This is a genomic window from Lysobacter yananisis (assembly GCF_031199375.1).
Taxonomy (GTDB): domain Bacteria; phylum Pseudomonadota; class Gammaproteobacteria; order Xanthomonadales; family Xanthomonadaceae; genus Lysobacter; species Lysobacter yananisis.
Genome location: NZ_CP133568.1, coordinates 123,802 through 146,817, shown reverse-complemented (window position 1 = coordinate 146,817; position 23,016 = coordinate 123,802). Strand labels below are relative to the sequence as shown.

The 23,016-nt window shown below is 71.2% G+C and carries 22 protein-coding genes; 6 read left to right on the top strand and 16 right to left on the bottom strand.

Features of this window, described 5'->3' with window-relative positions; genetic code table 11:
* The first annotated feature begins 5 nt into the window (after positions 1 to 5).
* Positions 6 to 2,159, top strand: coding sequence for a tetratricopeptide repeat protein (locus tag RDV84_RS00720; RefSeq protein ID WP_309152156.1), 2,154 nt, complete (start codon positions 6 to 8; stop codon positions 2,157 to 2,159).
* A gap of 22 nt (positions 2,160 to 2,181) precedes the next feature.
* Here the strand turns inward: RDV84_RS00720 and RDV84_RS00715 are convergent, their stop codons facing one another.
* A complete protein-coding gene (locus tag RDV84_RS00715; protein WP_250444672.1) occupies positions 2,182 to 2,673 on the bottom strand; it encodes a hypothetical protein in 492 nt (163 codons plus the stop codon).
* Between the two features lie 357 nt (positions 2,674 to 3,030).
* On the opposite strand from RDV84_RS00715, the gene RDV84_RS00710 reads away from it, so the two are divergent.
* On the top strand, positions 3,031 to 3,555 hold the full coding sequence (locus tag RDV84_RS00710; RefSeq protein ID WP_309152155.1) for a hypothetical protein: 525 nt from the start codon (positions 3,031 to 3,033) through the stop codon (positions 3,553 to 3,555).
* A gap of 296 nt (positions 3,556 to 3,851) precedes the next feature.
* On the opposite strand, the gene RDV84_RS00705 is transcribed toward RDV84_RS00710, so the two are convergent.
* From RDV84_RS00705 to RDV84_RS00675, 7 genes are all read right to left on the bottom strand, one after another.
* Positions 3,852 to 5,009 (bottom strand): TIGR03364 family FAD-dependent oxidoreductase, encoded by a 1,158-nt coding sequence (locus tag RDV84_RS00705; protein WP_309152154.1) that lies wholly within the window; start codon positions 5,007 to 5,009, stop codon positions 3,852 to 3,854.
* A gap of 77 nt (positions 5,010 to 5,086) precedes the next feature.
* Positions 5,087 to 6,376 (bottom strand): DUF5690 family protein, encoded by a 1,290-nt coding sequence (locus RDV84_RS00700; RefSeq protein WP_309152153.1) that lies wholly within the window; start codon positions 6,374 to 6,376, stop codon positions 5,087 to 5,089.
* Complete coding sequence (locus RDV84_RS00695) at positions 6,373 to 7,062, bottom strand: HAD-IA family hydrolase (protein WP_057946603.1); 690 nt, start codon at positions 7,060 to 7,062, stop codon at positions 6,373 to 6,375. The genes RDV84_RS00700 and RDV84_RS00695 overlap by 4 nt, the downstream gene beginning before the upstream one ends.
* A 224-nt stretch (positions 7,063 to 7,286) precedes the next feature.
* Positions 7,287 to 7,709 (bottom strand): DUF4259 domain-containing protein, encoded by a 423-nt coding sequence (locus RDV84_RS00690; protein WP_250444663.1) that lies wholly within the window; start codon positions 7,707 to 7,709, stop codon positions 7,287 to 7,289.
* A gap of 29 nt (positions 7,710 to 7,738) precedes the next feature.
* Entirely contained in the window at positions 7,739 to 8,161 is a 423-nt protein-coding gene (locus RDV84_RS00685) for a hypothetical protein (protein ID WP_309152152.1), read from the bottom strand.
* A 33-nt stretch (positions 8,162 to 8,194) separates the two neighbouring features.
* A complete protein-coding gene (locus RDV84_RS00680) occupies positions 8,195 to 8,647 on the bottom strand; it encodes a hypothetical protein (protein ID WP_309152151.1) in 453 nt (150 codons plus the stop codon).
* Positions 8,648 to 8,703: 56 nt separating this feature from the next.
* Complete coding sequence (locus RDV84_RS00675; protein WP_057946607.1) at positions 8,704 to 9,309, bottom strand: DUF2238 domain-containing protein; 606 nt, start codon at positions 9,307 to 9,309, stop codon at positions 8,704 to 8,706.
* 425 nt (positions 9,310 to 9,734) lie between these two features.
* Between RDV84_RS00675 and RDV84_RS00670 the strand changes: the two genes are divergently transcribed.
* Complete coding sequence (locus RDV84_RS00670; RefSeq protein ID WP_309152150.1) at positions 9,735 to 10,223, top strand: hypothetical protein; 489 nt, start codon at positions 9,735 to 9,737, stop codon at positions 10,221 to 10,223.
* Between the two features lie 121 nt (positions 10,224 to 10,344).
* Here RDV84_RS00670 and purM read toward each other — a convergent pair whose 3' ends face one another.
* Positions 10,345 to 11,409, bottom strand: coding sequence for a phosphoribosylformylglycinamidine cyclo-ligase (gene purM, locus RDV84_RS00665; protein ID WP_309152149.1), 1,065 nt, complete (start codon positions 11,407 to 11,409; stop codon positions 10,345 to 10,347).
* Positions 11,410 to 11,721: 312 nt separating this feature from the next.
* Here purM and RDV84_RS00660 point away from each other — a divergent pair, with 312 nt between their 5' ends.
* Genes RDV84_RS00660 through hda form a run of 3 tightly spaced genes read left to right on the top strand, consistent with a single transcriptional unit; the run spans position 11,722 to position 14,719 of the window.
* On the top strand, positions 11,722 to 12,810 hold the full coding sequence (locus RDV84_RS00660; RefSeq protein WP_078997862.1) for a DUF2066 domain-containing protein: 1,089 nt from the start codon (positions 11,722 to 11,724) through the stop codon (positions 12,808 to 12,810).
* An 8-nt stretch (positions 12,811 to 12,818) separates the two neighbouring features.
* Positions 12,819 to 13,991, top strand: coding sequence for an AI-2E family transporter (locus RDV84_RS00655; protein WP_057946610.1), 1,173 nt, complete (start codon positions 12,819 to 12,821; stop codon positions 13,989 to 13,991).
* Positions 13,988 to 14,719, top strand: coding sequence for a DnaA regulatory inactivator Hda (gene hda, locus RDV84_RS00650; RefSeq protein ID WP_078997863.1), 732 nt, complete (start codon positions 13,988 to 13,990; stop codon positions 14,717 to 14,719). The genes RDV84_RS00655 and hda overlap by 4 nt, the downstream gene beginning before the upstream one ends.
* A 723-nt stretch (positions 14,720 to 15,442) precedes the next feature.
* Here hda and RDV84_RS00645 read toward each other — a convergent pair.
* The 7 genes from RDV84_RS00645 to cysG all read right to left on the bottom strand — a co-directional run bounded on the left by RDV84_RS00645 (position 15,443) and on the right by cysG (position 22,796).
* A complete protein-coding gene (locus RDV84_RS00645) occupies positions 15,443 to 16,504 on the bottom strand; it encodes an IS30 family transposase (RefSeq protein WP_309152148.1) in 1,062 nt (353 codons plus the stop codon).
* A gap of 376 nt (positions 16,505 to 16,880) precedes the next feature.
* A complete protein-coding gene (locus RDV84_RS00640) occupies positions 16,881 to 17,390 on the bottom strand; it encodes an O-acetyl-ADP-ribose deacetylase (protein WP_309152147.1) in 510 nt (169 codons plus the stop codon).
* 4 nt (positions 17,391 to 17,394) lie between these two features.
* A complete protein-coding gene (locus tag RDV84_RS00635) occupies positions 17,395 to 17,946 on the bottom strand; it encodes an RNA 2'-phosphotransferase (RefSeq protein ID WP_309152146.1) in 552 nt (183 codons plus the stop codon).
* Positions 17,947 to 18,004: 58 nt separating this feature from the next.
* Positions 18,005 to 18,724, bottom strand: a complete 720-nt coding sequence (gene murU, locus RDV84_RS00630) for an N-acetylmuramate alpha-1-phosphate uridylyltransferase MurU (protein ID WP_078996827.1) — start codon at positions 18,722 to 18,724, stop codon at positions 18,005 to 18,007.
* A gap of 11 nt (positions 18,725 to 18,735) precedes the next feature.
* Entirely contained in the window at positions 18,736 to 19,779 is a 1,044-nt protein-coding gene (locus RDV84_RS00625) for an aminoglycoside phosphotransferase family protein (protein ID WP_078996805.1), read from the bottom strand.
* A gap of 565 nt (positions 19,780 to 20,344) precedes the next feature.
* Positions 20,345 to 21,322 carry a cysteine synthase A gene (cysK, locus tag RDV84_RS00620; RefSeq protein ID WP_078996806.1) on the bottom strand — a complete coding sequence of 326 codons (978 nt, stop codon included), beginning with the start codon at positions 21,320 to 21,322 and terminating at the stop codon, positions 20,345 to 20,347.
* A 46-nt stretch (positions 21,323 to 21,368) separates the two neighbouring features.
* Positions 21,369 to 22,796 (bottom strand): siroheme synthase CysG, encoded by a 1,428-nt coding sequence (cysG, locus tag RDV84_RS00615; RefSeq protein ID WP_309153658.1) that lies wholly within the window; start codon positions 22,794 to 22,796, stop codon positions 21,369 to 21,371.
* Positions 22,797 to 23,016 lie beyond the last annotated feature (220 nt).

Sequence of the window (23,016 nt, the reverse complement as noted above, 5' to 3'; positions counted from 1 at the left end):
GGGCCGTGTCCAAGGAATCGTTCGCGCGTGGGGTGGCGCTGGCCGCGTTGCTGGCGGCGCTGTGCGGCATCGCCGACGCCGGCGTGGTGGCGCCGGCGGGCGAGCCGGCCTGCGCCGAAGCGGCGGCGAGCGTGCTGCCCGAGCCGGCGCAATGCCTGCGCGGATACGGACTGGACCTCGGCGGCGACACCCCGTCGCTGCTCGCCGCGCTGTACCAGCGCAACGGCACGCTGGTGGAAAATCACCGCTACGCGGAAGCCTCGCGGGTGATGGACTGCGCCGAAGCGGTGGCCGGCGCCGATCCCGCGCCGGCGGTGGCGCAGGAGCTCGCGCGCCGTCGCGGCGTGATCGAGTTCCGCCGCGAATGCCCGTTGCAGGCGCTGGACTGGTTCAAGCGCGCCCTGGCCGCGGCCGAGCGTTCGGAGAACCGCCTGGCCCAGGGCAAGAACTGGAACAACCTCGGCGCCGCGTTGCTGCGGCTGGGCGACGTGCGCGGCGCGGTGCAGGCGCAGACGCAGAGCCTGGCGCTGCTGCGTAACGTTCCCGGCGAATCCGCGCGGCCGCTGAACAACCTCGCCGAGATCTACCGCGACCAGGGCGACCTCGCCGCCGCGGTGCGCTATTACCGCCAGGCGCGCGATGCCCACCTCGCCGCCGGCAATGCGGGCGAGGCCGCGCACACGATGGAGTCGTGGGGCGCGGCGCTGCTCGACAGCGGCGACGTCGCCGGCGGCGAGGCGCTGTTGCTGCAGGCGCGCGCGCAGATGGTCCGCGACGGCAACCGCAAGTACCAGCAGCGCACCGATGCGGAACTGGCGCGCGCGGCGCTGCTGCGCGGCGATGTCGCCGCGGCCTCGCGCTGGGTCGACAGCGGCCTGGCCGCGGTCGCCGCCGCCGAGGGCGAAACCGCGCCGGCGCCGTTGCAGCTGCAGGCCGCGCGGGTGGCGCGCCTGCGCGGCCAGCCCGAGGTGGCGCGCGAACGCGCCGGCGCCGCGCTGCGCGCGCTGGCCGCGCACGACAGCGACCGTCCCGCGCTGCTGGCGGAACTGGCCGCCGCGCACGAGGCGTTGGGCCAATGGCCGCAGGCGATGGCGGCGCTGCGCGAATCCGAGCGCGCCGCGCAGGCGCTGCGCGAGGCCCAGTACGACCGAGAGACCCGCTGGCTGCAGGTGCGTTTCGAGACCGCCGAACGCGACCGCACCATCGCCGCGCTGGCTTCGGGCAATCAGGTGCGCACGCTCGCGCTGTGGCTGACCGTGGTGTCGGCGCTGGCCGCGTTGCTGGGACTGACCGTGTTCTTCCTGCGCCGCCAGCAGCGCGCGCGGGTCGCCGAGGCGGCGCGGCGCGCGCGCCTGGACGAGGAGATCGACTACTACCGCCGCGCCGCGGCCGAGCTGGGCGTGGACCGCGCGCGCCTGCAGGCCGCGCTGGACAGCCGCGAGGACGCGGTGCTGGTGCTCGACGGCGCCGGCCAGGTGCTCGCCGCGAACCGCGCCGCCGGCGAACTGCTGCGGCCCGGCGGCGTCGCGGCGCCGGTCGGACGCGGGTTCGGCGAGTTGCTCGGCGCCGACGACGCGCGCGGCTTCGCCCTGGCGCTGGAGCGCCTGGAGGAATCCTCGGCGCCGCAGCGGCTGGCGTTCGCGCTCGGCGGCGAACGGCTGCAAGGACAGTTGAGCGAGAGCGGGCAGGGCGAGGGCTCGCTGGTGCTCGGCCTGCAACGGGCGGCGGTCGAGCCGGCGGCGGACGCCGCGCACGATGGCGCGCACGACGGCGCCGGGCCGGCCGAGCCGTTGGCGCTCGAAGTCGAGCCGGCCGCTTCCGGCGACGAGGCGCTGCGCCAGTCGTTCCGCCGCGCCCTGGTCGAACTGATGCTGGCGGTGGTCGAGGCCTGGGAGCGCAGCACCGGCCAGGGTCGGTTGGAGCTGGCCGAGAAGAGCCGCATCTGGCGGGTCACCGTCGACGACGGCCGGCTGCGCGCGCGCGCCATGGAGCGCTACCTGAGCCTGTCCAAGCTGCCGCGCCAGCCGCGCTGGCGCGACGTGCTGCGTTCGGGCTACTACGTGCTGGCCGAGTGCGCGCTGGAGGAACCGGTGCGCGGCGAACTGCAGCGCCACGTCGACGCGGTGCTGGCCTACACCCGCCGCAACGCGCTGGTATGAGCGGCGGGCGCGGCCGGCGGCGTCATTTCGACGGCGGCGCCTCGACCGTAATGCAGATCACGCACAGGCCGCGCAGCACGACGGCGTCGGGATCCGCGGCGCGGTAGGTGTACAGCTGATGGTGCTCGGTCTTGAGATAGGACAGCGGCGCGGTCACCTCGGCGACCGGACGCGCGCCGCTGGCGCGCGCGTTGCCCTGCAGGCCGGCGCAGTACTCGTCGGACATGATCCGGGCGACGTGCCAGTGATCGACCTGGCCGCACGATTTGGCCGCGCTCCCGCCCAAGCCGGCCGGACACGAGCCGGGCGGCCGGCGCATCAGATCGGCGTGGAATTTGGCGACCTGGCGCGATGTGAAGGTGAATTCCGCCACCGGCTGCGTCTGCACGCCGTCGAGGTAGCACTGCGGATTGGTCTGGTGGGCGAACGCGCTGCCGGCGGTCAGGGCGGCGGCGAAGGCGATCGCGGCGAAGCCGCTGCCATGGCGGAGCATTCCTTTGGAAGTCAGGCGCATCGGTGGTTCTCCTGGGCCCATCGCGGGGAGCGCGATGTGGACCCAGCCTAGGAGCCGCGACCAACCCCGTCCAAGCAATTCGCGGGTACAAAACGGGTCGTTTTACCGCGAAATTTGATCCCCGCCGCGCTCGCGCCGTGACCGCGAACGCACTATGCCCGCGGGTCGCGCGCGCGAGGGCCGAATCGTTCCCGCCGTGTCCCGGTTCGCACCCGGCTTGTTCCTCGCCTGCGGCGGTGCCGCGGCGCTAAATGGAGGTCGCGGGCTGGCACAGACGCTGCGCAAGGCGGCAGGGACCGCCGATCCGCGCCGCGCCATCGCCGCCGTCCGCCACTCAACTCAGGGGAGGAGTTTCCGATGATTCGCCATTGGCTGGCACCGGCCGCGTTGATCGCCGCCGTCGGCCTGGGCAGCGCCGCGCCGGCCTCGGCGCGCATGCTCGGCGGCACCACCGTCATCCATACGACCAACCCGGTGCCGTCGCCGGGCCCGTGGGGCGGCTACTACGCCTACACCGTGCACGTGCGGCGCTGGAACAACAGCACCGGGCGCTGGGATTTCCACTTCATCGCCGCCTACGAGTACGCCGATTGCCTGGCCCAGTACAACGCCATGGCCGGCCAGGGCTGGACCTACAACCCCAACCCGGGCGTGGGCCTGTGCCAGCGCCATGCCGGCTTCAGCGGCATGGCCGTGACCAGCCCCGACGGCAACGGCCCGATCGACCGCGGCAACTGGAGCGCCGAAGCGGTGCGCCACTACGACGAAGGCGTGCGCGAACTGCGCGAGAAGTACCGCATCGGCGAGTTCATGCGCCAGCACGAACTGCTGATCGAGACGATCGAATCGATGCCCGGTTCGGTCGTGGAAGGAGGCAAGTAAGCCTCCGCGCAAGGCTCCGCGCCGCCGCGCCGTTCCGGGCCCCGCACGGGGCCGCACGGACGGAACGCGGGCGCGGCGGACGGAGCAACAGGCACAGGGAGGTGCCGCCCGCCCCGCGCCGGCCACGGATGGTCCGGCGCGGCGGTCGCCGACGCGCAGCGCGCGCGGCGTCGTGGGTGCGGACGGTTCGACGGGGGAGCCAGCGAACCGGACGGCGCGGGCCATGGCGGGTCAGGCCGCCATGGCCCGCGCATGGACTTGCCGGCGCGGCGGGGCGCCGCACCGGCGCGGGCCGCTCAGGCCGCGCGGCGCACCGCGGCGTAGCGGCCGTCGACGATTTCCTCGGCCAGGCCGAAGCTCAGGGTCATGCCGAGCCCGCCGCCGCCGACCGCGTTGACGATGGTCACGCCGGGCAGCGGTTCGGCGACGAATTCGCTGCTGCCGTCGGTGAGCTTGGGATAGATGCCGTGCCAGGTCTGCAGCGGGCGCGGCTCGCGCAGGCGCAGGAAGCCGCCGAGGTAGTCGAGCACGCGCGCGTTGATCGCCTGCTCATCGAAGGGATCGTGGGTGTGGGCGTAGACGTGCGAATCGCCGACGGTGATCTCGCCGCGGCCGTTCTGCGCGGCCATCACGTGGATGCCCAGTTCGATCAGCTCGCCGTACTGGGCCTGGTAGCGCGCGCGCAACGGCGCCACGTCGGCGGCCTGCTGGAAGCCGGCGTAATGCACCAGCGACAGCCCGCCGCACAGCGCCGCGCCCAGGCGCAGGCCGTCGTCCGGCGGCGCCAGCCGCAGCATCTGCAGCTTGCAGCGGGTCAGCGGCGCGGCGGCGTAGAGCTGCGGGAACAGTTGTTCGAATTCGGGGCCGCTGCACACGAACACGCGGTCGGCCTCGAACCGGCGCGTGCCCGAATGCGCGCGGCCGCTCTCGACCGCGGTGACCGGCGTGCGCCAGTGGAACTCGACGCCGTAGCGCTCGTGCAGATAGCCCGGCAGCGCGGCGAGGGCCTCGCGCGGATCGACCAGCAACTCGTCGCGGTTGAACAGCGCGCCGCGCAGGCCGTCGGCGACCAGCGCTGGCGATTTCGCCAGCGCCTGGTCGCGGCCGAGCAGCGCGCACGGCCGCAGCGCGCGGTTGGCGTCGGCATACTGCGCCAGCACCTCGAATTCGTCCTGCGCGTAGGCCACGTGCAGCGAGCCGCAGGGGTCGTGCCACAGCCTGGCGCCGTCGATCACCTCCTGCCAGATCGCGCGCGAGCGCAGCGCGCGCTCGTAGGCGGCGCCGTTGGTCACGCCGATCGGCCAGATCATGCCGAAGTTGCGCACCGAGGCGCCGACCGCGCGGTCGTAGCGCTCCAGCACGGTGACGCGATGGCCGCGCACGGCGAGCGCGCGGGCGATGGCCAGGCCGACGATGCCGGCGCCGACGACCAGGGCGGAATCACTGTTCTTCATTCGAGGGTGTTCTTCATGCGGGTGTTGTTCACGCGGGGCCTTGGAAGCGGCTGCCAACGGTGCGCGCGAGCGTTCGCTCAGGCGGGCGCCAGCGCCGGCGCGCGGGCATGGCGGCCGGCGCGATGGTGGAAGTACCCGGCCGACGCCAGCAGGCAGGCGCCGCCGACCACGCTCAGGGCGAGCACGATGTGGGCGAAGAACTGGGTCCACGACAGGGTCAGGCCGGAGAACTCCTTGGCCAGCAGCACCGCGACGCTGCCCAGGTAGCCGAAGGCATCGGACAGGTACATCAGGAAGCCGACGTTGCCGGCGACGCGGAAGGTCGCGATCAGGCGCTCGTAGAACACGCAGTTGAACGGCACATACGCCAGATACAGGCCGAAGCCGACCAGCGCCAGCCACCACAGCGGCGGCAGCGCGCCGGCGCGGAAGGCGAGGGTGGCGATGCCGGCGACCAGCAGCCCGCCGAACATCAGCGCGTGCAGCGCCATCAGCCCGCGCAGGTTGTCGCGGAACCACGTCAGTCCGGCGGTCAACGCGAGAACAGCCAAGGCGACCGGCGTCTCGATCAACGCGAACACGCCGGCGTTGTTGCCGTAACCCAGATCCGCGAACAGCTCGGCCTCGAAGTTGTCGCGGAAATCGCGCACCACGGTCAGCGCCACATAGCAGCCGATCATCAGCGCCAGCCCCGGCAGGAACCGGCGCACGAACGCGCGCCGCTCGGCGCGGTTCATCGGCAGGCGCTGGCTGCGCGCGGCGCGGTCGGCGGCGTCGGGTTCGGGCACGCGTTCGAGCAGGCGCAGCGCGATCAGCAGCGGCGGCAGGAACAGCAGGCCGGTCAGGAACGGCATCCAAAATTCGCTGACGCCCGACAGCAGCAGCCACTTGCCGACGCTCTTCACCACGCCCGAGGCCATGATGAAACTCGACGCCAGGATCGCGCCCATCGCCTCGGTGGTGCGGCGGCCTTCCAGGTAGCTGAAGACCAGGCCCCAGACCATGCCCAGCGGCAGGCCGTTGAGGAACAGGCAGGCGATGTTCCAGGGCGCCGGCACCAGCGCGAAGCCCAGCAGCGCCAGCCACGCGGTGCCGATCAGCGCGAGCATCAGCGGCGCGCGGCGTTCGCGGCGCAGCCCGCCGATCACGCCGATGCCGAGGAACTTGCTGCACATGTAGCCCAGGATCTGCGCCACCACCAGCCAGACCTTGTAGTCCACCTCGAGCCAGTGCTGGCCGTGGAACGACGCCGCCGCGAACGGTTTGCGGAAGGCGTACATGCTGGCGTAGGCCAGCAGCGCCGCGCCGCCGGCGAGCAGGGTCAGCTGCCACTGGCGCAGCGGCGGCGTCGCGGCGGCAGCGTTCATGCGGCGTCGTCGCGGGCGACCGCGTCGATGCCGAGCAGCGCCGGCAGTTCGAACAGCGAGTCGACGATGGCGTCGGGCGCGTAGGGTTCCAGCTCGGCGCGGGCGAAGGCGCCGGTAGTCACCGCCACCACCAGCCCGGCGCCGGCGTTGCGGCCTTCGCCGATGTCGACCTCCGTGTCGCCGATCTTGACCAACTGGCGCGCGTCGTTCAGGCCGAAGCGGCGCAGCAGCGCCTGCGCCATGTGCGGCGCGGGCCGGCCCGCGGGCACTTCGTCGCTGGCGATCAGCGCGTCGATGCGCTCGTTCCAGCCGAGCCGGGTCAGGATCGCCTCGGCGATGTCGCGCGAGAAGCCGGTATTCAGCGCGACCTTGATGCCGTGCGCGCGCAACAGGGCGAAGGTCGATTCCGCGCCCGGCAGCGGCGCCACCCCGGGCTGTTCGCGGTAGCAGCGCAGCATGCGCTGGACGAAATCGTCGTGGATGGCCTCGATCTTGGCCGGCGTGGCCGCCGCGCCGAGCAGGCGCGCGATGGCTTCGGGCTTGCGGTAGCCCATCAGCGCCCGGCACTGCTCCGGATCGATGGGATGGCCGGCCGCGCCCATGGCGCCGACGAAGGCCTGGGCGACGAAGCCCGGGTCCGACACGGTGGTGCCGGCGATATCGAACAGGGCGAGGCGGTAGTCCATGGAAACCGGAGGCGCTGCGGAACAGGCCTCCAGCTTGGGCGCGCGGCGCAACCCGGTGATGACACGGCGGGGACAGGCGGGTGGACCTGTCTAGTGCGGCTTGACGCTGGCGCCGCGTCGCGTCGGCGTGTTTCGCGCCGGCGCCGGCTTTCCGCTACGCGACTTCTCAGCGCGGCGTCCGCGGCCCGGCGGTCGCGACGCGGCCCGCGGCCGCCGCCGCGGTTTCAGCGCGAAGCGGCGAGCTTGGCGACCAGCGCCGAGCGCAACGCGGCGACAACGGCGCGCCAGTCGTCGGCGTCGTCGGTTTCGTCCCACAACTCGCGCAGTTCCGACTCCTCGCCCAGGACGCGATCGATCGCGGCCACCGCGGCCGCGCCCAGGCCCGCGTCGGCCACGGCGGCGTGCCGCGGCAGCCAGGCGGCGAATTCCTCGTGCCAGGCCAGCGCCGGCGTCGCCGCGTCCAGCATCGACAGCACCGTTTCCGCCGCCGCCAGCGCGGTGGTGGCGTCCGGCGCGTCGAGGCAGTCGCTGGCCAGCGCTTGCGCCAGCAGCGCGCGCACCGCCGCGCTGTCGTCGGTGTCGGTCAGGTCGCCGAGCCAATCCAGGGCATCGTCGTTTTCGAACGTGCCCACGCCCCATGCGCCCATCGGTTCGCTCCTTGTGCCGGTGTGGCGGGTCAGTCGCCGAACGCCGCCCGCACCTGCGGACGCGCCAGCACGATGAAAGTGAACACGCCCAGCAGGGTGCCGAGCGGAAACGACAGGCAAGTGATCGCCGCGGTGAACTGGCACAGGCCGCGTCCGCGCCGCTGGCTCAGCCGACGCGCGGTCATGAACTGCAAGATGCCGCTGGCCAGGCTGAGCGCGACCGACAGCGCCATGACCACGATCAGCACGGTCAGGTCGCCGGTGGCGACCGAGCCGTCGTGACCGGCGCCACCGGCGCCGAGGTAGCCGAACAGCAGCACGGTGATCCCGACCGCCATCAGCAAGGCCAAGGCGCCGAGCGCGGCGAGCACGTAGTAGAAGATCGACAACAGCTTGAGATGCGATTCGTCTTCGGCGCCGAAGGCGACAGCGGGCGGGGCGGGATGGGACATGGCTCGGTCCTTGAGGAGGGTTGGGGCAGGGCGTCAGTTCGCGCCGAACAGGGCCTTGGTTTCCGGCTTGAGCAGCAGCACCAGGGCGAACACGCCCAGGATGGTGCCGAGCGGCATGAACATGCAGCTCACCCCGGCGACGACCGCGCACAGCGTGTGGCTGCGGCGCTGGCGCATGCGCCGGCCGCCGAGCACCAGCAACGCGGCGAAGGCCAGGCCGCAGAGGATGAAGCCCGCGCCGAAGATCACGAACACCCAGCCGACCGCGGGCGGCGGCGGATTCGGGTTGCCGGGCTGGTCGAAGGCGCCGGTGAGCATCGCGATGCCCATGCCGACGTGCAGCAGCGGAAACAGCGAAAACAGCGCGGCGAACGCGGCCAGCACGTAGTAGAGGATGCCGATCAGGTCGAGCTGGTCGGCGTCCTTCGACGCGGGCGCGGCGTTCGGCGCGGGGGTGGGCGCGGCGGTGGGCAGGGGATCGTTCATGACGGGCGGCTCCTGTGGATGGCCGGCGGCCGGCGCGGGACCGGGCGGTCGTGCGCTCAACCGGCGCGCTTGCGCGGCCACGCCGCCAGCGATCCCAGTGTCGCAAGAAACATATCGGTGTGCGCGTCCCACACGTCGCCCTGCTGGCCGTTGTAGGACTCCGCGTCCTGCGGCGACATGGTCAGGGCGATGGCCCATTCGAACCACTCGTAGACCAGGCTGGTGCACATGATCGCCGCCACCGCCAGGACGAAGGCCTGGCCCGCGCCAAGCGCCGGCCAGCGCTGGCGGAAGTACTCGCGCAGCGGCGGCGCGAAGCAGGCGCCGTAGAGGAAGTGGATCAGGCGGTCGAAGTGGTTGCGCTGGAAACCCAGCGCGCGGTCCAGCGACCAGCCGCCGCTGAGCCATTGGATCCACTGGTCGTAAGGCACGTAGGAATACAGCCAGCGCGCGGCGATGCAGTGCGCGGTCATGAAGCCGCAGATGGCGAGAAAGTGCGCGTCGCGCAGCGGCCAGCGGCGGTCGTGGCGCCACAGCCAGAACAGGCCGAGCACGGTCAGCACGCTGTGCATGGCCTGTTCGAACGGGCTCTTCGGCGCGATCCAGGTGATCGCGAACACGGCCAGGACGAAGCCCAGGGCGGCTTTCTTCGGGGCGCTCATGCGTCCTTGCGCAACGGGCATGCGGACTGTTTCCTGTGATCAAGCCGGCACGCTACCGGAGTGCGGTGGGGAAGGGAACAGGCGTCGGTTGCGCGGCGCTGGGTGCGCTTCGCCGCAGCGCTCGTCGCCCGTGGCGGCGCGAGTCGCGACGAGCCCGGTGCGGCACCGATGGGCCTCGCCACTGCGCCGTGGCGACAATCCTCGCCGCTGCGCGCGCGCCGAAGTCGCTCGATCAAGATCCTCGACCTCTGCGGACGCACGCCCCAACCCCGCGGATCGTCGCGCGCGGGCAGCGTGCCGGCGTCTTTTCAACTGCTACCCTTCGTCCTCGACAGCCCACTGTCCGCGGTGTTCCGGGCGGACAGCCATCGAGCCGACGCTTCATCGCCGCCGCCGACGGCCGGCGTTCTCTTTATTGGAGTTCCATGGAAAACGCCCCGCCCGATGCTGTCCCCGCCTCTCACGCCGGCAAGCGGCTCGGCATCCTTGCGACCCTGTCGATCGCGACGATCTTTCCGGGCCTGCTTTTCGCCCTGCTTCGGGTCGGGCGCAACTGCGCCATCCAGGACATCTTCGCCGGCGACAACGATGCCGCGGCGCTCAAGCTCTTCAGCGTGACGCTGATCTATGCCGGGGCGGCGCTGGCGTTGAGCCGCCTCAACCGGCGCCTGGGGTTCTATCCCGTGCTCGGCGCGGTCCCGGTGTTGATCGGCGTGGCGGCGGTGTACGGGTTCCCGCTGGCGCTGGTGCCGGCGGGCTTACTGGCGATCGTGTCGTTTCTGATGTGGAAGGGCCGGTACCACTGCGCGCCGATCCAGAAATGGCTCGCTATCGCGCTGCTGGTTCCGGGCGCGTTCGCGGTCCTGATCATCGTTTTGAACATCCGGATGGAGCTGCTGTACCGGTTCGGATAAGGCGCTGTCCGGGAGCTTGCGCGGCGTTTGCGGATTGCGGGCGCGCGGCAACGACCGCCGCGGCGCAAACGAAAAACGGCGGGCCAGGCCCGCCGTTTTTCGTATCGACAGCGCGTCGCGCTCAGCCGATGTGCACGCGCTCGCCGCCGCTGTGGCCGACCACTTCGCCGATGCGCCAGTGCGCCAGCCCGATACGGCGCAGGTCGGCCTCGGTCGCCGCGGCCGCTTCGTCGGGCACCACCAGCACGAAGCCGATGCCGCAGTTGAAGGTGCGCCACATCTCCTCGCGCGGCACCGCGCCTTCGCGCTGCAGCCAGTCGAACACCGGCGGCAGGGTCCAGGTGGCGGTGCGGATGTCCAGGCCCAGGCCTTCGGGGATGACGCGGATGATGTTTTCGGTCAGGCCGCCGCCGGTGATGTGGGCCATGGCGTGGATCGTGTGCTCGCCGCCGTTGCCGCGCAGCAGTTCCAGCACCGGCTTGACGTACAGCGCGGTCGGCTCCATCAGCGCGTCGATCAGGCGCACGCCGCCGACGGCGACGTCGCCCGGGCGGCCGGCGCGGTCGAAGATCCGGCGGATCAGCGAATAGCCGTTGGAGTGCGGGCCGCTGGAGGCGATGCCGATCAGCACGTCGCCGCGGCGCACGCGCGAACCGTCGAGGATCTGCGACTTCTCCACCGCGCCGACGGTGAAGCCGGCCAGGTCGTACTCGCCCGGCGGGTACATGTCGGGCATTTCCGCGGTCTCGCCGCCGATCAGCGCGCAGCCGGCCAGTTCGCAGCCGCGGGCGATGCCGCCGACCACCGCGACCGTGGTGTCCACGTCGAGCTTGCCGGTGGCGAAGTAGTCGAGGAAGAACAGCGGCTCGGCGCCCTGCACCAGCACGTCGTTGACGCACATGCCGACCAGGTCGATGCCGATGGTGTCGTGGCGGTTCAACTGCTGGGCCAGCTTGAGCTTGGTGCCGACGCCGTCGGTGCCCGACACCAGCACCGGTTCGCGGTACTTGCCGGACAGGTCGAACAGCGCGCCGAACCCGCCCAGCCCGCCCATCACCTCGGGACGGAAGCTGCGCTTGACCAGCGGCTTGATCCGCTCGACCACTTCGTTGCCGGCGTCGATGTCGACGCCCGCGTCGCGGTAGGTCAGGGGCTTGGGAGAGGTGTCGGAGGAGGAAGCGGTCACGGCGGCCCCGGGGTGGTCGCGGAGGGAAGCCGGCGATTTTAGCAGGCCGGGAGGGGCGAGGAGTGAGCGCGGAGGAGTGAGAAGTGAGCGAAAGCCAAGCGTGCCGGGCCTTTCACTCACTTCTCACTCCTCCGCGCTCACTCCTCGCTCCACCCCGTTCAGCGTCCGAATGGACTCCCCGCCCCGCCTGCGGCACCATTTCCGACCTTGAACGTCGCCGTCGGCCCCGGGCCGGCGGACGGCCGCACGGGCCGGGCCAGGCGGTCCGCAACGCGGGCGGGATGCCCGCTCCACGAACAGATAGGGACAGCGATGGGCGGGTCGATGGGTAAGGCAATCCGGACTTGGGCAATGGCCGCGGCGCTGCTGGCGAGCTTCGCCGCGAGCGCGCAGCGGGTCGAGGGCGATCGCGCCCAGGCCGATGGCGCGTATTCGGCCGAAGTGCCGGTCGGCGGCCAGAGCGAGAACGAGCGCAACGGCGCGATGGCGCGCGCGCTGGCCCAGGTGCTGAGCAAGATGTCCGGCGACCGCGCCGCGGCCAGCCGTCCCGGCGTCGGCCAGGAACTGCGCCGGGCCAAGGACTACGCCACCGGCTACGACTACCGCCAGGACGAGGGCGTGTCCCAGGTCACCGGCGCGCCGACCTTCCAGACCACGCTAGTGGTCAGCTTCGACCAGGAAAAAGTCGACAACCTCGCCGCCACCCTCGGCCTGCCGATCTGGCCTCAGCCGCGGCCCAAGCCGGTGCTGTGGCTGGCGATCGACGACGGCAGCGGCCCGCGCCTGGTCGGCCTGGCCCAGGCCAACGCCGCGCGCGCGGTGCTCAACCGCGCGGTCGAGCGCGGCTACCGCCTCGGCCTGCCCAGCGGCAGCGCCGCCGAACAGGCCAGCGTCGGCGCGATCTGGCGCGGCGACGCCGCCGCGGTGGCGCGCGCCTCGGCCCGCTACAGCCCGCCGATGCAGCTGATCGGCAAGCTCTACCGGGTCAAGACCGGCGGCTGGAAGGGCGACTGGACCTTCGTCGACGGCGGCAAGGTGCTGGGCAGCTGGAACAGCGCCGACCTCGACGCGCGCAAGGTCATGGCCGGCGGCGCCGACGGCGCGGCCGACGCGCTGATGAAGCGCTACGCCAAGCGCAGCGTGGCCGGCACCCCGGGCACCTACCGCGTGGTGTTCACCGGCGTGCGCAGCGCCGACGACTACATCCGCCTGGCCGGCTACCTGCAGGGCCTGGCGGTGGTGCGCAAGATCGTCCCGGTCCGGGCCACGCCCGAGAGCGTGGAGTTCGACCTCGACCTGCTCTCCGGCTTGCCCGGCTTCAAGCGCATGACCGATGCCGGCGGCACCCTGGTCGGCCTGGAAGGCCTCGAAGGCCAGCCGCCCGTGTTCCAACTGCACTGAGCCCCCGCATGACCGACCCGACGCCTGTGCGCGCCCCGCTCGAAGACATCGCCCTGTTCCTGCGCCGCCTGCAATGGACGGCGCTCGGTGTCGGCGCATGCTGGCTGCTGTGGGTGCTGGCCCCGGTGCTGACCCCGTTCGTCGTCGCCGCCATGCTCGGCTGGCTCGGCGATCCGCTGGTCGACCGGATCGAGCGCACCGGCCGCTCGCGCAACACCTCGGTGGCGTTGGTGTTCACCCTGATGGCGCTGCTGGTGGTGCTGGTGCTGGTGATCCTGGTGCCGCTGATCGAGCGCCAGATCACCACCTTGATCGTGTCGCTGCCGACCTACCGCGCCTGGTTCACCGAGACCGCGATCCCGTGGCTGGAGCAGCGCACCGGCTTCCAGATCAGCGTCTGGCTCGACCTCAACCACATCATCGAGCTGGTGCGCAGCAACTGGGAGCGCGCCGGCGGCGTCGCCACCACCTTGCTGGGCTATCTGTCGCGCTCGGGCTTCGCCCTGATCGCGATGGTCGCCAACATCGCCCTGCTGCCGGTGCTGACCTTCTTCTTCCTGCGCGACTGGGACAAGCTGGTCGAGCGCGTCGCCTCGCTGATCCCGCGCGACTACCTCGGCACGGTCAGCCGCCTGGCCAAGGAATCCAACGACGTGCTCGGCGCGTTCCTGCGCGGCCAGTTCCTGGTGATGCTGGCGCTGGGCGTGATGTACGGCGTCGGCCTGTGGGGCGTCGGCCTGGACCTGGGCATCCTGATCGGCATCATCGCCGGCCTGCTGACCTTCGTGCCTTACCTCGGCCCGGCCAGCGGCATCATCCTCGGCGTGATCGCCGCGCTGGTGCAGTACGGCGACTGGAAGCACGTGCTCGGCGTGCTCGCGGTGTTCGGCGTGGGCCAGGTGGTGGAAAGCTACTGGCTGACCCCGAAGCTGGTCGGCGACCGCATCGGCCTGCATCCGGTGGCGGTGATCTTCGCCGTGCTGGCCGGCGGCCAACTGTTCGGCTTCCTCGGCATGCTGCTGGCGCTGCCGGTGGCGGCGGTGGCCAACGTGCTGCTGCGCTACGCCCAGGAGCGCTACACCCACAGCCGCCTGTACGCGGGCGACCAACCGGTCGCGCCGCTGGAACCGGCGCTGGCGCCGGCCGGCGCGGACGCAGCGGAGCGCGAGAGCAAGCAGTGAGCATTCCGCAGTTGCCGCTGGCCCTGCGTCATTCGCCGGACCAGCGTTTGGAAACCTATGTGAATGCGCCCGACGGCGCGATCGCGCAGTTGCGTTCCCTGGCGAGCAGCGACGAGGAAACCGCGGGCTACCGCGATCCCTCCGGCGCGGACTGGGTCTACCTGGCCGGCCCGTCCGGGGTCGGCAAGACCCACCTGCTGCTGGCCGCGTGCGCCCAGGCCGACATCGCCGGCCGCCGCGCCGCCTACGTGCCGCTGAGCGCGGCGGTCGGCCGGCTGCGCGAGGCGTTGCAGTCGCTCGACACCAATAACGACCTGCTGGCGCTGGACGGGATCGAAGCGATCGCCGGCCGGCGCGAGGACGAGATCGCCTTGTTCGACACCCACAACCGCGCGCGCCAGGCCGGCATCGCGGTGATCTACGCCTCGCGCGAGAACCCCGACGAACTCAAGCTGACCTTGCCGGACCTGCGCTCGCGCCTGTCGCAGTGCACCCGCATTGTGCTGACCCCGCTCGACGACGACGGCCGCGCCCAGGTCCTGCGCCAGCGCGCGCAGCGGCGCGGGCTGGCGCTGGAGGAAGCGGCGCTGGAATGGATGCTCAAGCGCATGGACCGCGACCTCGGCGGCCTGACCCAGTTGCTGGACAAGCTCGACCGCGCCTCGCTGGCCGCGCAGCGGCGCATCACGGTGCCGTTCCTCAAGCGCACGATCGACGACGAAACTTGAGTCGATAGCCGCGTCGGCGGATCCAACGAAGCCACGCGGCTTCATTCCCTTCTCCACGCGGCCCCAACCCCGTCATTCCAGCGGAAGCTGGAATCCATTTTGCCGTTGCCGTTGCTGTTGCGGTTGCCGTGGCCGTGGCCGTTGATAGCTGTTGCTGTTGCTTAAGCTCGCCTTCGAGCCGAAGCAGCAACTCCGCAGCCCCGGAGGGCGTGCGCATGGATGCGCACGCGCGCCATGGGGCAGGATGCCCCTTATGGCGCGGCCCCGCGCCACGATGAGCCATAGTGGCTTTTGATTCGAAAAAGATAAGGCCTTTTCTTTGGTTACTTTCTTTGTGGCTTCAGACAAAGAAAGTGACCCGGCCGCTTGCGGACGGAAGCTTTGGATCTTCGCTTGTCGTCACAAGTACGCACACGCAAAGACGAACCCCACCGCGGCACGCCCCCCTGTAGGAGCGGCGCAAGCCGCGACCGCGCCACGGCAAACACAACGAAAGTTTCGTCGTAGTTGCGTTGCCGCGGTCGCGGCTCGCGCCGCTCCTACAGTCGGATACGCAACCCCTCGCCCGTCATTCCGGCGAAAGCCGGAACCCATGTTGACGTTGCTGCTGCTTTCGCCGTTATCGATGTTTCGCGCGACGACAAGCCACCATCAAAAGCTTTCGCCCGCAAGCGGCCGAGCTACTTTCTTTTGTCAGCACGACAAAAGAAAGTAGCGGCGGAGTCAATGTCCAAGTGCATCACCCTGCGCCCGCGGGTTTTTGAGTTCCTCGTAGAGCACCTCGACGGGCGAGCGCCTGCCCAGGCTACGACGGGGGCGGTTGTTCATTTCCCACGCCACCTCTTTGAGGCGCTGCGCGGAATGCACCGACAGATCGGTGCCCTTGGGAAAGTATTGCCGCAACAAGCCGTTGGTGTTTTCGCAGGTTCCGCGTTGCCACGGGCTATGGGGGGCGGCGAAGTAGATCGCTAAACCGGTGCGTTCGCTCAACTGCCGATGCGATGCCATTTCCTTGCCCTGGTCGTAGGTCAAGGTCTTCTTCAAACTTTCCGGCACGCCTGCGAACGCCGAGCTGAAGGCCTCCAGCACCGTGTGCGCGGTCGCGTCGGCGAGCTTGACCAGCTTGACGTACAAGGTGCGGCGGCAGACCAATACCCCAATCGCCGAGCGATTGTGCGCGCCCACGATCAGGTCGCCCTCCCAATGCCCCGGCATCAGGCGCTCATGCGCGGCCGGCGGCCGCAGGCGGATGTTGGGAAGATCCGGCAGATGGCCGCGGGCGTCGATTCCCTGGCGCGTGCGGCGGCCGGACTTGCGCCCCTGCCGCAGCAGACGGGGCACCTGGCGGCGCAATTCGCCGCGCGGCATCGCATAAATCGCGGTATAGATCGTTTCGTGCGACACGCGCAGCCAGGGCCGGTCCGGGTACAGATCCCGCAGTTTGTCGGCAATCTGTTGCGGCGACCAGCACCGTTCCAGCCAATAGCGCACGCGTCGCCACAGCACGGTGTCGCGTCGCAGCTTGCGGCGCACCCGCGCCCGTCGCCGCAGTCGCTGGGCCCGCCGGCCCGCCCGGGTCGCATCGTAGCCAGGGTCGAAACGGGGGCGTCCGCGCAGCGGCGGCCCCGAATGGGACCGAAACCCATTACGGCGCAACTCGCGAGCAATGGTGCTTTGCGCCCGACCCAACGTCTGGGCGATTTGCCGTCCGCTCGCCCCTTGGGCGATCAAGACCATGATGGCCCCGCGCTCTTCTGCGCTCAGATGCGAATACTGCTGACCCATTCACAGTGCCTCACTGAGGTGATGCACTTGAGGTTAGAGACCAGCGTCCAGCACCTTTCGCGGGGATGCGCCGTAAGGGGCATCCATGCCCCTACGGCGCACGCGCGCATCCATGCGCGCGCCCTCCGGGTCTGCGCGGCTGCGGCCTCTGTCGAGGTTGCGTCCACGCTGAGGGCAACGACAACGACAACAGCAACAGCAACAGCAACAGCAACAGCAACGGCGGCAGCGGCAGCGGCAAGACGGATTCCAGCTTTCGCCGGAATGGCGGACGGAGCTGAGTCGTTTCGATGGACGTCAGCGCTCGCCTGAATCGCGGTTTGCGGGGCGCTGGCTTCGGTATACGGCGGCGGGGCTGCGTTTGCTCCGCGCCGCGTTAACCGTCTTCGCCCAGCAAGGCCAGGTAAATCGCCAGGTCGGCCTCGCCGAAACAACACAGCAGCACATCCGTGGGCGCTTCGGCGGCGAGCGCATGCGCTCGCACTGTCTCTACCGCGACCCGCGCCGCCGCCTCGGCGGGGTAGCCGAAGATGCCGGTGCTGATGCACGGAAACGCGATCGACGCGAAGCCGCGAGCGGCGGCGATGGCGAGGCTGTTGCGGTAACACGCCGCCAACAGCGCCGGTTCGCCGTGGTCGCCGCCGCGCCAGACCGGTCCGACCGTGTGGATCACATGCTTCGCCGGCAGCCGATGGCCGCCGGTGAGCTTGGCCTCGCCGGTCTTGCAGCCGCCGAGCAGGCGGCATTCGGCCACCAGCGCGGGGCCGGCGGCGCGATGGATCGCGCCGTCCACGCCGCCGCCGCCGAGCAGCGAGGAGTTGGCCGCGTTGACGATCGCGTCCAGCGCCAGGGTGGTGATGTCGGCCCGGATCGCGCGCAGTTTCATCGCTTCACCCCTGCGCGGGCCAGTCGATGAACTGCGGCGCCACCGCATCGGTGAGCCACACCCCGTTGTCGGCGCGATAGAACGCGATGCCTTGCGCGTGCATCGCGCCGGCGCGCACGTGCAGCACCAGCGGCGTGCCGTGGCGGCTGCCGACCTTGACCGCGGTGTCGCGGTCGAGCGAGAGGTGCACGTGCTGGCGGCTGCGCTTTTCCAGCCCGGTCTTGCGGATCGAGCCGGCGAAGCGGGTGGCGGTGCCGTGGTAGAGCGTGGCCGGCGGTTCGATCGGCTGCAGGGCCAGGTCGATGTCGATGGAATGGCCCTGGTTGGCGCGGATGCGCAGGCCGTCGTCGCTGAGCTTGAAGCGCTGCTTGTCGTTGTCGCGCACGATGCGTTCGATCAGCGTGCGGCTGTACAGCTTGCCGTGGGCGCCGGCCTTGGCGATGAATTCGTCGACTTCGGCCCAGCCCTGGGCGTCGAGGGTCAGGCCGATGGCCTGCGGTTCGTGGCGCAGGACGAGGCTGAGGAACTTGCTGAGTTTCTTGTGTTGGTCGGTCATAAGCGTCGGCGCGGATGCTAGGCCCGCACCGGCGCCGACGCCAGTGCCGCGGCGGCCGTCAGTCGGCGACGAACGTCGCGTCCAACTCGCGCAGGCGTTCGGGGGTGCCGACGTCGGTCCAGCGGCCGCGGTGGTGCGAGCCGCGCAGGCGGCCCCGGTCGGCGGCGCGGCGCAGCAGCGGCACGATGCTGAAACGCGGCGGATCGAGCTCGCTGCCGGCGGCGTCGCCGAGCGCGCCGCGCCAGTCGTCGAACAGCCCGGCGCGATACAGGCCGATGCCGGCGTAGGTGAGCTTGCGGTCGCCGTCGTTGCCGACGCGGCCGTCGGCGTCGAGCTGGAAGTCGCCGCGCGGATGCTGCGGCGGGTTGTCGGCCAGCAGCAGGTGCGCGTCGCCGTCGAACGCGCGCGGCAGCGCGGCGAAGTCGTAGTCGGTCCAGATGTCGCCGTTGGCGACCAGGAACGGCGCTTGCGGATCGGCATCTTCCTGCAGCAGCGCCAGCGCCTTGAGCATGCCACCGCCGGTTTCCAGCGGGGTCGGACCTTCGTAGGAATAGCGCAGCCGCAGGCCCCAGCGCGACCCGTCGCCGAGCGCGGCGGGAAAGCGCTCGGCCAGCCACGAGGTGTTGACCACGACGTCCGCGACGCCGAGCGCGGCGAGTTTTTCCAGGTGCCATTCGATCAGCGGCTTGCCGCCCACCGGCAGCAGCGGCTTGGGCGTGTGCAGGGTCAGCGGCCGCATGCGTTCGCCCAGGCCGGCGGCGAAGATCAGCGCCTTCATCGCCGGCGCGCTCATGCGCGTTCCGGCGCGTCGGCGCCCGCGGCCAGCGCCGGACGCACGTAGCGCTCGACGATCTCGCTCAACGGCCGCAGTTCCGGGTAGCGCGGCAGCACCAGATCGAGGTAGCCGAGGAAGCGCGGCGCGTCGGCGAGGTACTTGGGCTTGCCGTCGCGGTGGTGCAGGCGCGCGAACAGGCCGAGGATCTTGATGTGGCGCTGCAGTCCGGCGAAGTCCGCGTCGCGGCGGAAGCGTGGGTAGTCCGGCAGCGCGATGCCGGCGGCGACGGCGCGCGCGTGGTAGCGCGCCAGCCACGTCTCCACGCGCTCCTCCGGCCAGCTCACGAAGGCGTCGCGGAACAGGCTGATCGGGTCGTAGGCGATCGGCCCGCGCAACGCGCCCTGGAAGTCGATCACCGCCAGCCCGTCGGCGATGGGCATCAGGTTGCGCGGCATGAAATCGCGATGGATGAACACCTGGCGCTGGGCCAGCACGTTGTCGAGGATGCGGCGGTAGGCGAGGTCGAGCCGCTCCAGGTCGCCGCAATCGAGCGTCGCGCCCAGGTGGCGGCCGAGGAACCATTCGTCGAACAGGCGCAGTTCGCGGGTCAGGAAGGCTTCGTCGTACGGCGGCAGGTCGTCGGGGCAGGGCAGGGCCTGGATCTTCAGCAGTTGCCCGAACGCGGCGTCGAACATCGCGTCGGCGTCGGCGCGCCCGGCTTCCACCGCCTGCAGGACGGTCTCGCGGCCGAGATCCTCCAGCAGCAGGAAGCCCTGGTCGGGGTCGGCGCGGTACACCTGCGGCACGCGCACGCCGCCGGCCTCCAGCACTTCGCGCAGGCGCAGCCAGGGACGCGGGTCCTCCAGCTCCGGCGGCGAGTCCATGACGATGACCTCGCCTTCGGGACGGGCCGCGCCGGCGTGCACGCGGCCGCGCCAGTAGCTGCGGAAACCGGCGTCGAAGGAGGCGCGGACGAGGTCGAGGCGGTCGTCGCCGGTCGCGGCGCGGGCCCAGGCCAGGCGCGCGGCGTCGCGGTCGGAGGGGTGCGGCTGGGTCATGCAGGCTCCACGCGGCGAAGGCCGCCGGCGCACAGGGTAGCCGGCCGGGCGCGGAGCGCAACCGCACGGCCTGAACGTCGCGGCCGCGGGCGTCGTTGCGGCCGCTTGTTGTAGGAGCAGCGCAAGCCGCGACCGCGGGGTGTCCGCCCGCGTCGTGGCCTTCGGCACAGTTGCGTTGTTGCGGCTCGCGCCGCTCCTGCAGGGGAGCAGCGTTATCGCCGGTCGCAAAAAAGTGTAGGGCGAAGCCCGCGACGCCTTCGGCTGGGAACGGTCGCCACCGCCACTCCCAGCGTCGTGCGCCGCGGGCCCCGCCCTACGGGTGCCCGGGTGGAACCTCGCCGCGCGCCGGTCCTGGAGCGCGCGCGGCGGTGCAACGTCGACTCGATCAAACCCAACGGGTGAAGCGCGCAACGGTGAAGCCGGAATCCGACATCCGCGTCGCCGCGGGGTACAGCACGCAGCGAAGCCGGCGCGGGTTCCGACCCGTCGCGGCGGCACATCCGCGACGGTGCGTCCTAGGCGCGCGCCGGTCGCGCCCGGCTTCGCTGCGTATGCCGCGCTTGGCTCAGGCGGCAATCTCCTCGGCCTGCAACGACTTCAGCCATTCGTCGTCGGAGCCTTCGTTGACGCCCTCGAACAGGAACGTCGACAGGTAGCGTTCGCCGGTGTCGGGCAGCATCGCCAGCAGCACCGAGCCTTCCGCCGCGTTTTGCGCGACTTCCAGCGCGGCGGCGACGGTGGCGCCGGCGGAGATGCCGACGAACAGGCCTTCCTCGGCGGCGAGGCGGCGCGCGGTGTCGCGCGCGAGCACGTCGTCGATCGGACGGATCTCGTCGGCGATGCCGCGGTCGAGCACGGCCGGGACGAAGTCCGGGGTCCAGCCCTGGATCTTGTGCGGCTGCCAGTCCTTGCCGCCGAGCAGCGAGGCGCCGGCCGGCTCGGAGGTGACGATCTTCAGGTCCGGCCGGGCCAGCTTGAGGATCTGGCCGGCGCCGCTGAGGGTGCCGCCGGTGCCCCAGCCGGACACGAAGTAGTCCAGCCGCTTGCCGGCGAAGTCGCGCAGGATCTCCGGACCGGTAGTGTTGCGGTGGTAGGCCGGGTTGGCCGGGTTCTCGAACTGGCGGGCGAGGAACCAGCCGTGCTGCTCGGCCAGTTCGGCGGCCTTGCGCACCATGCCGGTGCCGCGCTCGGCGGCCGGCGTCAGGATGACCTTGGCGCCGTACGCGCGCATCAGCTTGCGCCGCTCGATCGAGAAGGTCTCGGTCATCACCGCCACGAACGGGTAGCCGCGCGCGGCGGCGACCATCGCCAGGGCGATGCCGGTGTTGCCCGAGGTCGCTTCCACGATCGTCTGGCCGGGCTTGAGCAGGCCGCGCTGCTCGGCGTCGAGCACGATCGCCAGCGCGAGCCGGTCCTTGACCGAGCCGCCGGGATTGAACGATTCGACCTTGGCGTAAAGGGTGACGTGCTTGGGTGCGATGCGGTGGAGCTTGACGATCGGCGTGTCGCCGATGGTGTCGAGGATGCTTTCGTGCAGCGACATGAGGAGGCTCCCGTGGCGTGGGTATGAGGAATCGGGTGGCGCGAAGTCAGGCGGCTCGGGCCAGCGCGGCGTCGGCGGGCGGTTCGGTCAGCGGCGCCGGGCCGAACCAGTGCAGGCGCTGCGCCAGCGCCGCGACTTCGCCGACGATCAGCAGCGCCGGCGACTGCACGCGATGGCCTTGCGCGCGTTCGGCCAGGTCGGCCAGGGTGCCGGTGACCACGCGCTGTCCGGGCCGCGAGCCGTTTTCGATCAGTGCGAACGGCGTGCTGGCGGCGCGGCCGTGTTCGATCAGTTTGTCGCGCAGCACGTCCAGGCCGGCCACGCCCATGTAGACGGCGAGGGTCTGCCGGTCCTGCGCCAGCGCCTGCCAGTCGAGGTCGTCGGCCGACTCCTTGAGGTGCGCGGTGACCAGGCGCAGCGACTGGGCGTGATCGCGATGGGTCAGCGGCACGCCGGCATAGGCGGCGCAGGCCAGCGCGGCGGTGATGCCGGGCACGACCTCGAAGCCGATGCCGGCTTGCGCCAGCACTTCCAGTTCTTCGCCGCCGCGGCCGAACACGAACGGATCGCCGCCCTTGAGCCGGACCACGCGCTTGCCGGCGCGCGCATGTTCGAGCATCAGCTCGTGGATGCGCTCCTGGGTGGTGTGGTGGTTGCCGGCCTGCTTGCCGACTTCGATCAGCTCGGCGTCGCGCCGCGCCAGTCGCAGCACGTCGCGGCTGACCAGGCGGTCGTGCAGGATCACGTCGGCCTGGTTGAGCGCGCGCAGGCCGCGCAGCGTCATCAACCCGGCGTCGCCGGGACCGGCGCCGACCAGCACCACCGAACCGGCAGGCGGCGCGGCGGGTTTGTCGTCGATCAGGGCCGCGCCGAACGCGCGTTGCGCCTCGTCGTGGCGGCCGTCGCGCAGCAGCGCCGGAATCGCGCCGGCCAGCACGCGTTCGAAGAAGCGGCGGCGCTGGCCGAGGTCGGGATAGTGGCGGCGGATGCGCGCGCGTTCGCGGTTGAGCAACTGCGCCAGCGCGCCCAGCGATTCGTCCAGCTCGGTCTCGAGTTTTTCGCGCAGGTGCCGCGCCAGCATCGGCGCGCCGCCGCCGCTGGAGATGGCGATCTGCACCGGCCCGCGCTCGACCCGCGCCGGCACGTGGAAACCGGAGGCCTCGACGTCGTCGACCACGTTGACCCAGATCCGCCGCGCTTCGCCGGCCGCGGCGACCGCGCGGTTGACCGCGGCGTCGTCGGTGGCGGCGATCGCCAGCCAGGCTTCATCCAGCCACTGCGGCGCGAATTCGCCGGGCAGGTGTTCGATGCGCCCTTCGGCGGCCCAGGCGCTCAAGCCCGGATTGAGCGTGGGCGCGCCGACCCGCACCGTGGCGCCGGCGTCGAGCAGGGCCGCGGTCTTGCGCTGGGCGACCGCGCCGCCGCCGACGACCAGCACGCCGCGGCCGCGCAGGTCGGCGAACAGCGGGAACAAGCCGCCGCCCGGCCGTTCGCCGGCCTGCGGTGCGTTGTCGTGCTCGGAGCGGGACGAGGCGCGGGTCACGGCGGCGTGGGGCGTCGGGAGGGAGGATGCGACGACCCTACGGCCGTCGCCCGGCGCGGCGGAAATGACGGCCCCGCCTTTGCACATGCCGTCACGTAATGAGCCGCAGCGTTGCCGGACGGATACTGGACACGGGTTATACGGCTGGTTA